The following is a 7,964-nucleotide window of genomic DNA, read 5'->3' as shown; positions in this document are numbered from 1 at the left end:
TAACCTTAATTCTCTCTTTTGTTCTTTCTGATTATTACATCAATTTAATGAGAATCAAACTTAAGATGTGTATAATTCATTGCTATTTAAAGCCTGCTTACGAAAGTCCTCGCGGACTTTCTATCTGTGATATATTTGCTAACTTTAATGCTTAAATACGCACCGAAATTATAGCCGAGACCGTTACCTGCAATTAAACGAAACTGTAACAAAATATCTATTAAACAATCTTTAAATTGTTTAATTACAAATTTCATATGCGACTAACTATCCTTTTTGCATTAATACTTTTATCAGCAACAGTACTTGCTCAGAGAAAGCCAATTACAAATCTTCCTTCTGTTAATCCTGAAGAAGTAGGATTTAGTCAAGATTCCTTAAATGCGCTTGATGATTTAATCGATAATTTTAAGCAAAGAGATTATAGAGCCTTAATAGTTATTAAAGACAACAAATTAGCAATAGAATATTATTATAATTCATTTTGGAGAAATCATATTCACGATATACGCTCTGCGGGCAAAAGTATAACATCTTTGCTTTTGGGTGTTGCAATTCAAGAAGGTTACATTAAGGATTTAAATCAAGACGTCTATTCTTTTTTCCCAAAGAAAAAATATCCACTAATTAATGAAGACTACAAAAAAGTAAGACTTATTCATTTGCTAAATATGGTTTCTGGTTTAGACGCAGATTCTGATAATTCTGATACACCTGGAAATGCTGGGTATTGGATAGCTAAAGATGAATGGGTAAATTACCTGTTAAGTATTCCATTAGCCAGAAAACCTGAATCAAAATGGATTTATGCGGATATAAACGCAGTTCTAATTGGAGCAATTATCGAAGAAAAAACAGGAATGAGTTTAAGAGATTTTGCCAAAAAATACGTCTTTGACCAATTAGAAATTAAAGAATTCTATTGGTATACAAATATCTCAAACCAAACAGGAGGTGCAGGAAATCTATACATTTCTGCGCTTGATTTTGCCAAACTTGGTTGTTTGATTTCAAATAAAGGAAAATGGGGCAACGAACAAATTGTAAATTCTGACTATGTAAATCGTTTAATCAATGAAAGTTCAAATGCCATTGGCGATTATAATCCGTTGGCAGATAGATATGGAATGTTGTGGTATAGGTCTAAACGAAAGTTCGGAACAAAAGAAGTAGAGTATCTATGGGCATCAGGAAATGGAGGAAATCATTTAGTTATAGTTCCTAAAAAGAATATGGTAATAGCAATGACTTCTGGAGCATATGGAAATTGGTATCCCCATAAGAGAGCCTACAGTATTTTAGGCAAAGTATTCCAAGCTTTAGAAAAAAATGAATAAAAAAACTCTAGGTAACACGGTGTTTAAGTAATAGCGGTTTAAGTGATAAAATAATAGTGTAACCACGAAACAAAGGTCAGTGCAAAACCGAAAGGTTTGTGAGTGGAAATCCGCTACTACGTATACACTAGACCGTAGGCTGCAATATAAATCAAACTCAATTGAATGAAATATTTTCTCATCCTTTTTATAATTATTCAGTCTTGTTCTCAACGAAATAAGGAACCTAATAAAAAAATGAATACTGATATAATTGCCTATGAAGAAAAAGTTGAGTTTTTTAAAAATTTTAAGAATAGCTTTAATTATGAAAATATAAATACCTACAAGAATATATCTATATCAAACTATTATATAAGATTTGTAGACACTTACCGAGATAAATTAAAAAAAATAGAACATTTATTAATTCCGGAAGACTATCATAATTTCTCAAAACAGTTAAATCAATATGAGAAACTTCAAAATAATAATATTGAGGCAGATTTTGAGTTATCAAGTACCTATAACTACATAACGAATTCCGATTTCCGAAAATTAGGAAAAACATATGATGAATTGTGGAAAAACTTCAAGCTGAAATACGGGGAAAAGTCACTTATTTTAGTTGGTAAACCACTAATAGGAAAAAATAATAATATATTGATATTGACCATACAAATTATAAATGAAACTAGTAATTCTGTATCAGAGCTTTATGCATTCGAAAAAAGGGATGGAGAATGGAATCTTTTAACAAAATTATAAATACTCCAGCTAACAATGTATAACAGCAATTGCGGCGGATTCGACTATGCTTGGCACAGGCTAGAATCCACTCGAAATTGCTAAAACCCGCACCAAACTGAAAATTAACGCATATTAAACCGTAACTGACGGTTATAGGAGATTATTGGCAACAATTGAACTATTTATAGAAAACAAGTGATTGAAAAAGAAAAAAGAAGATATAAGAAATCAAATTCTAAAAAAGGTCAAGTATTATCGCCATAGTAGGGGAATAGTATTTTTTGACAACTCCAATAATAAATCCAATGAAAATATAGCCCTAGATAGTAACGAAATAGAAGTCCTTTTAATTAGATTGAATAGGTCAAGAAGAATTCTTGTTACCACTAAATTCATCTATTTTATAGACAAAAAAATTACTACTAAAATTTTAGGACAAAACATTGATAGGTTGGACTACATGGAATTTGTCAATGCAGAAAAAATAATTGAGGGAAAATCTAAGATTAAAATAAGGCTACTTCGATTTAAAATGAGTTTCCGAGTAGGAAATTATAGAATTGTTGAGAAGAATGGTTCTTTCATCGAATTAACAATTTGGAGAACACGCTTTGCTGACTGTTTGAATGACTGTGTCAAGAAATTAAAGTTTGTTGGAAATAAATACGAAGCAATATAAAAACTAGTTGCTAACAATAGCTATAATTCAGTGCTAGCCCCCTTACCTAAAGAATATTTACTACTTTTAATAAAAAAGTAGCATCGCAAGGAGTGATTTCTTCTCGCGATTTGCTTGGCAGGCCAGAGATAAAGGCCTACGCTTTTCGCTCACTAAGCCACCAAAGATGCAACGAAATCATAGCCTAGACCGTTATAAACAATATGGAATATAATCTTAATACATACCAATTCGCAGGATTAAGTGCTTGGATGGATGGTGGTTCAATCACGCTGTCTTTTAGGAATGAAACACACGAAGAATTGACTATTGACTTGCAACAATTTGTAAACACTGAATACTATGCGGAAATATCAAAAATACCTGGCAGAGTATATTTGAACAACAAAATTATTGATAAAAGGTCATTACCGGAAAAGTTAGTTTTGGAGTTTCTAAAGAATAATGTTTTAAATCAACTTATAGGATTAGAAAATGAAATATTATTGAAACAAATCCATTGGATTGAATCAAAAGATTACGTAAACCTTGTTCCTACCAGATTAAAACTATCAAAATCAAGAAAAAAAGAGTTAGGAATTTAAATTCTCTGAAAAAATAGAGGCTTTATATAATTCAGTGCAAAACTCCTTCCCAAAAGAATATTTACTACTTTTAATAAAAACAGCACCAAAAGGAATGGTTTCTTCATGTTTTTGGATAACTGACCATGGCGCAAAGTAGCTCTAACCACCAGGAATGCACCTAATCATAGCCGAGACCGTTGTGCTTCATTATGAATAGCTAAATGACAAGACTTGAATTTGTAAAGTTTCTAGAAGAGTTTAGAAAAGACTTGATGGAAAATAAATCTGACTGGCAGAATAACACCCTTGAGGATTTTTTAGAGGCAATGCAAGCCTATGCAACAAAAGTTCAAGGATTTTATGATACTATGAAAATGGATATTAATGCAGATGAGCCAACTTGGGAAAATTTTAAAACAAGATTAAAAGGAGCAAGAATTTACGAATGAAAGAAATAGACGACAATTTTTATAATCGCGCGGATGAGCATATAAATTTATCGAACAAGCATTTAATGGATGAATCACGTGGTAAGGTAAGTGCTTCAATGATGTATAGTGTGGCAAGATTTAATGCTTGGGTTAGTGCCTGTGGATGGAATAGTGGAGAAGAAATGAGTTTAGCTAAAGAGGAAACTCTTAAATACTTTGTGGAGGAATACAAAAAGATGCTCAGTGAAAACCTAGATGATTACATTGAGAATTTTGAATCTTATATGAAATCAGAAAATTAAAAAGAAAGTACAACAATGGGTATACATAATTGCTTGAAAGTGTTTAAAGTGTACGCGAAAAATTCTAACGAATTTTTGAGACACAGTCCTTCCTTGCAGTCTTCATTCTTAGATAACTACTCAAAGCCGTGACCGTTGTGCGCAAGCTGAAAGACAGAACTCTAATATACAATGGAAGTACTTTTTTATTTCATATTTCAACTTATTAAAATCGGAATTCTAGCTTCGATATATTCTGCTTTATTAATCGGACTAATGATGATTTTTAAAACTTTCAAACCGACCGAATATTTGGAAAATGTGAAAAAGGAAAAGAAAAAATACTGGTTCGTCTATGGACTTCTAATTTCCATCGGACTATTTAGCTACTCCTTTACATATTGGGGAAATCATGGATTAGGAGATAGTGCAAGAATACCAATAGGGAATTTTAAGGAGGTCGGAGAAACTAACGGAACAGATTCATATATTGAACCTGAAAACTATTCTTATGGGGCAATAATGATTCATAGTTTTAAAAAATCTGACAACTATTTGACAGGAAAAACGGAAGCAAGTCCAGTTGATAGGCCTAAACCATTTTTTAGCTGGAATTTGTCGAAAGACGAAATAGTATTTTTTGATTCTGAAACTGAGTATAATCTGTTTGCAAAAGATAATAGATTGCCAAAATCATCGGAATTCAAGACATTCCGACAGAGTTATAGAGAATACTGGGGTGGACTGAAATTTTGGATGTTGCCATGAAAAAATGAAAAGTCGGTGCACAATAATGTATAACCAAAATTGTGATGTATTCGATCAAGTCCTAATCCATTCGGAATTGCTAAAACCCATGCCAAACTGAAAATTAACACATATTAACCCATAATTAGCGGTTATGCGAGACCGTTGGCAGTAATGTAAGACAACAATGTACCAAGAGATAAAACCATCAAGGGAAATAGGGAATACCATAGACACTTTTTGGACGTTCTCTAAAAATAATTCCAAGGAGCGTGTCAAGGTGCTACCTGATACCTGTACAGATTTGATTTTTGACTTAAAACGAAATAGAGCCTTTCTCTCGGGAATTATGACCCAATATCAAGATCGAGAATTAATGGCCGAATCAGCCTTAATTGGCGTTCGTTTTAAAATTGAGAACTTTGGTGCTCTTACTAAAATACCGCTCCATGAAACAAAAGACTTACGGCTTGAATTATCAGAAGTACTTCCCACACAAAAACGCACTAGCTTAAATCAATTGCAGGATTTAGGAACCATAACCGATAAAATAGCTTTTCTCGAAAACTTCATAGCGACCTCATATAAGGAAAATTTGCAAAGACAAGATCAAATGGTTGTGTCGGTAGCCGAGAAAATCAGGGCGTTAAAAGGCATCGTACATATTGGAGAGTTGGCAAAATCGTATCCTATTGGTTTAAGACAATTGGAAAGGCGATTCAAAAGTTATATCGGTCTTACGGTAAAGGAATTTTCAAATATGGTGCGTTTCAATAACGCGAAAAAGTCCATAGCGAATTTTAGCAAATCCAGCCTTTTGGAAATAGCATTCGATATGGGATATTTTGACCATGCGCATATGACCCATGAATTTCTCCGAATATCGGGCGAGAATCCTAGCTTTTTTAGATAATGTCGTTTTTTTACAAAGTGGGATTTTTATAGCGCCATACCTTTGTGGCAAAATAACGACATGAAATTTTGGCTATTATCCATTGGGCTTATATGGATTACTTCCTGTGCAAACAAAGTCAATCATCCCGAAAAAAGTACGATGGATAATTCCAAGCTTAAAACGGAAGAAATGAACATTCAATACGCTTACACCATTCTTTATGTAAAAGATGTTCCTGAAACCATGGAATTCTATAAAAAATCATTTGGTTTTGAGTCAAAGTTCCTAAGCCCGAACAAGGACTATGGAGAATTGGTATCCGGAAGTACTACAATCGCATTTGCAAATCTGGAATTGGGTAATTCCAACTTTAAAAAGGGCTTTATGGAAAGTAAATTAAAGGAAAAGCCATTTGGAATTGAATTGGCTTTTACGACTTCAGAAGTTGAACAAGTAATGGCACATGCAATTAGGAACGGGGCAGAACTACTAGAAGAAATGATAAAGAAACCCTGGGATCAAGACGTAGGTTATATACGAGATTTAAATGGATTTATCATTGAAATCTGTACCCCGATCCAAGATCAATAATATAAAAAACTATCACTGTAAGGGGATATAGGTAATAGGGGGTTAAGGGATAAAACAAAGGTCGGTCTAAAATTAAAAAGTTTACGTACCTTAACACGTAATGGACCATCATATTAAATCGGTGGTGATAATTAAAACAAGAGAATGTTTGGATTATTTAATAGAAAAGAAAGTAAAAGTCTAGATAAATTAATTATTCAGGTAATTGACTTTTCTGATGATGAAAATTATTTAGAGGCTATAAGGATTTGTGATGAAATAATTAAGATTGATCCAAATTATGACAGAGTCTACTTTGAAAGGGCAATGGTATTTCTCAATCAAGAGAAACCTAAATTAGCAATTAAGGATTTTAAAAAATTACTTAAACTGAATCCTGATTATCCAGGTGGGAAAGAATGGTACGCAACGACATTAGCCGAACTTGGGGATAAAAATTCTGCCGCTTTTACTCAATTCGAAGCATTGAAATTACAACCTGAAGGGAATTTGGGAATGGGTGTTTCACCTAATTCATGGTCAGATTGTGCTCAAAGTTTTATTGACGCAAAGGATTTTAAGAAGGCTGAAATTGTCCTTACTGAATATTTCGACCATTTTGAAAAAAACGTTACGAATTATAAATCAGACGAAACGGCACCAATAAGAACAATGGCAAAATTGCTTTTGAAGCTTAAAGAACCAGTAAAAGCTTTGGAATTTTCAATCCGTGGATTTGAAAGTCCTAATAAAGTTCCTGCCGACTACGAGGTACTGATTGAAACTTACATTGAAAATGATCAAATGAAAAAAGCACGGGAACTAATCGATAATTATGTCAATGATATACATGAAGGGTTTATAACCGAAAATATTGAAGTTTTGAAAAATAAATTAAAATAACTATGCCCAACAATGGTCATGATTCAGTGCAAACTCTTGAGCCAAAAAAGAATATTTACTACTTTTAATAAAACACGGCTCCAAAAGGAATGATTTCCTCTCGCAGTTTGCTCGGTAGGTCAGAGGTAAACCAAGGCTTTTCGCTCAATAAAGTGCTATGGATGCATTGAAATCATTGCCGAGACCATTGTGCATAGGCTGGAAAAACCGAAAATGAATGAACAAATCTGAAATTTCTGAAATTATTTCTACTAGACATTTGAAATTAAGAAAGTGGAAATTAATTGAGTATTATTCACCTACTATCTTCTTTTTGTTGATGCCGATTGCATATTTTATCTTCATTGTCAAAGCTAAAATAGAAGATAACATTATTGTTTTTGATAAAATAATGTCTGACATAGGTTACCCGATTGCCTCTCTATTGACTGCGATAATATTTTTCGTTTTATACCGAAGAGAATTGAAATTTAAAACTATACACTTAAAAGTCTCAAAACAAGATTTTTTAAAAGCCATTGAACTCACTCAAATAGAACTGAATTGGCTGATTCCTGAAAAGAATGATAAATATGTAATCGCTTACTCAAAAAACAACTATGGAAGTTCGGGAGAAACTATACGAATAATAAAAAAACATAATCTGATTTTAATAAATAGCATTCACAATGTATTTAATAACCCGCTTTCTGCAAGAAACAGTGAAAATATAGAAGCCTTTAAGAAGAATCTAACAAAAGTTAGGGTACAACAAAGAACTGAGATAAAAAACAAACATATTCTTCCTTAATCTGAGACACTAGTATTCTAGGCCCATAGATTCAAA

General features: G+C 32.7%; 11 protein-coding genes. All 11 read left to right on the top strand.

The genetic code is table 11. The annotated features are described in order from the left end of the window. The first annotated feature begins 257 nt into the window (after positions 1-257). Positions 258-1,337, top strand: coding sequence for a serine hydrolase domain-containing protein (locus ACEXOE_RS23625; RefSeq protein WP_394751353.1), 1,080 nt, complete (start codon positions 258-260; stop codon positions 1,335-1,337). A 165-nt stretch (positions 1,338-1,502) separates the two neighbouring features. Continuing rightward, positions 1,503-2,084: a hypothetical protein gene (locus tag ACEXOE_RS23620; RefSeq protein ID WP_394751352.1), complete on the top strand. Its 582-nt coding sequence runs from the start codon at positions 1,503-1,505 to the stop codon at positions 2,082-2,084. A gap of 181 nt (positions 2,085-2,265) precedes the next feature. Next, a complete protein-coding gene (locus tag ACEXOE_RS23615; RefSeq protein ID WP_394751351.1) occupies positions 2,266-2,745 on the top strand; it encodes a hypothetical protein in 480 nt (159 codons plus the stop codon). A 203-nt stretch (positions 2,746-2,948) separates the two neighbouring features. Next, complete coding sequence (locus ACEXOE_RS23610) at positions 2,949-3,329, top strand: hypothetical protein (RefSeq protein WP_394751350.1); 381 nt, start codon at positions 2,949-2,951, stop codon at positions 3,327-3,329. Positions 3,330-3,532: 203 nt separating this feature from the next. Further along, positions 3,533-3,760 carry a DUF7660 family protein gene (locus tag ACEXOE_RS23605; protein WP_394751349.1) on the top strand — a complete coding sequence of 76 codons (228 nt, stop codon included), beginning with the start codon at positions 3,533-3,535 and terminating at the stop codon, positions 3,758-3,760. Further along, on the top strand, positions 3,757-4,044 hold the full coding sequence (locus tag ACEXOE_RS23600) for a DUF3144 domain-containing protein (RefSeq protein ID WP_394751348.1): 288 nt from the start codon (positions 3,757-3,759) through the stop codon (positions 4,042-4,044). Before ACEXOE_RS23605 ends, ACEXOE_RS23600 begins: the two co-directional genes overlap by 4 nt. A gap of 255 nt (positions 4,045-4,299) precedes the next feature. Further along, positions 4,300-4,791 carry a hypothetical protein gene (locus ACEXOE_RS23595; RefSeq protein ID WP_394751347.1) on the top strand — a complete coding sequence of 164 codons (492 nt, stop codon included), beginning with the start codon at positions 4,300-4,302 and terminating at the stop codon, positions 4,789-4,791. 166 nt (positions 4,792-4,957) lie between these two features. Beyond that, positions 4,958-5,683: an AraC family transcriptional regulator gene (locus tag ACEXOE_RS23590; RefSeq protein ID WP_394751346.1), complete on the top strand. Its 726-nt coding sequence runs from the start codon at positions 4,958-4,960 to the stop codon at positions 5,681-5,683. A 60-nt stretch (positions 5,684-5,743) separates the two neighbouring features. After that, entirely contained in the window at positions 5,744-6,256 is a 513-nt protein-coding gene (locus ACEXOE_RS23585; RefSeq protein ID WP_394751345.1) for a VOC family protein, read from the top strand. A 144-nt stretch (positions 6,257-6,400) separates the two neighbouring features. Further along, on the top strand, positions 6,401-7,138 hold the full coding sequence (locus ACEXOE_RS23580) for a tetratricopeptide repeat protein (RefSeq protein ID WP_394751344.1): 738 nt from the start codon (positions 6,401-6,403) through the stop codon (positions 7,136-7,138). A 217-nt stretch (positions 7,139-7,355) separates the two neighbouring features. After that, positions 7,356-7,928: a hypothetical protein gene (locus tag ACEXOE_RS23575; RefSeq protein WP_394751343.1), complete on the top strand. Its 573-nt coding sequence runs from the start codon at positions 7,356-7,358 to the stop codon at positions 7,926-7,928. Positions 7,929-7,964: the final 36 nt, after the last annotated feature.

The sequence above is a fragment of the Spongiimicrobium salis genome, from assembly GCF_043678055.1.
GTDB lineage: Bacteria > Bacteroidota > Bacteroidia > Flavobacteriales > Flavobacteriaceae > Spongiimicrobium > Spongiimicrobium salis.
This window is presented reverse-complemented; position numbering and strand designations above follow the sequence as displayed.

Bases quoted from the DNA above. Each gene is read 5' to 3' on its own strand.
- ACEXOE_RS23605 (WP_394751349.1), top strand. From the start codon at position 3,533: ATGACAAGACTTGAATTTGTAAAGTTTCTAGAAGAGTTTAGAAAAGAC.
- ACEXOE_RS23620 (WP_394751352.1), top strand. From the start codon at position 1,503: ATGAAATATTTTCTCATCCTTTTTATAATTATTCAGTCTTGTTCTCAA.
- ACEXOE_RS23595 (WP_394751347.1), top strand. From the start codon at position 4,300: ATGATGATTTTTAAAACTTTCAAACCGACCGAATATTTGGAAAATGTG.
- ACEXOE_RS23600 (WP_394751348.1), top strand. From the start codon at position 3,757: ATGAAAGAAATAGACGACAATTTTTATAATCGCGCGGATGAGCATATA.
- ACEXOE_RS23590 (WP_394751346.1), top strand. From the start codon at position 4,958: ATGTACCAAGAGATAAAACCATCAAGGGAAATAGGGAATACCATAGAC.
- ACEXOE_RS23580 (WP_394751344.1), top strand. From the start codon at position 6,401: ATGTTTGGATTATTTAATAGAAAAGAAAGTAAAAGTCTAGATAAATTA.
- ACEXOE_RS23610 (WP_394751350.1), top strand. From the start codon at position 2,949: ATGGAATATAATCTTAATACATACCAATTCGCAGGATTAAGTGCTTGG.
- ACEXOE_RS23575 (WP_394751343.1), top strand. From the start codon at position 7,356: ATGAACAAATCTGAAATTTCTGAAATTATTTCTACTAGACATTTGAAA.
- ACEXOE_RS23585 (WP_394751345.1), top strand. From the start codon at position 5,744: ATGAAATTTTGGCTATTATCCATTGGGCTTATATGGATTACTTCCTGT.
- ACEXOE_RS23625 (WP_394751353.1), top strand. From the start codon at position 258: ATGCGACTAACTATCCTTTTTGCATTAATACTTTTATCAGCAACAGTA.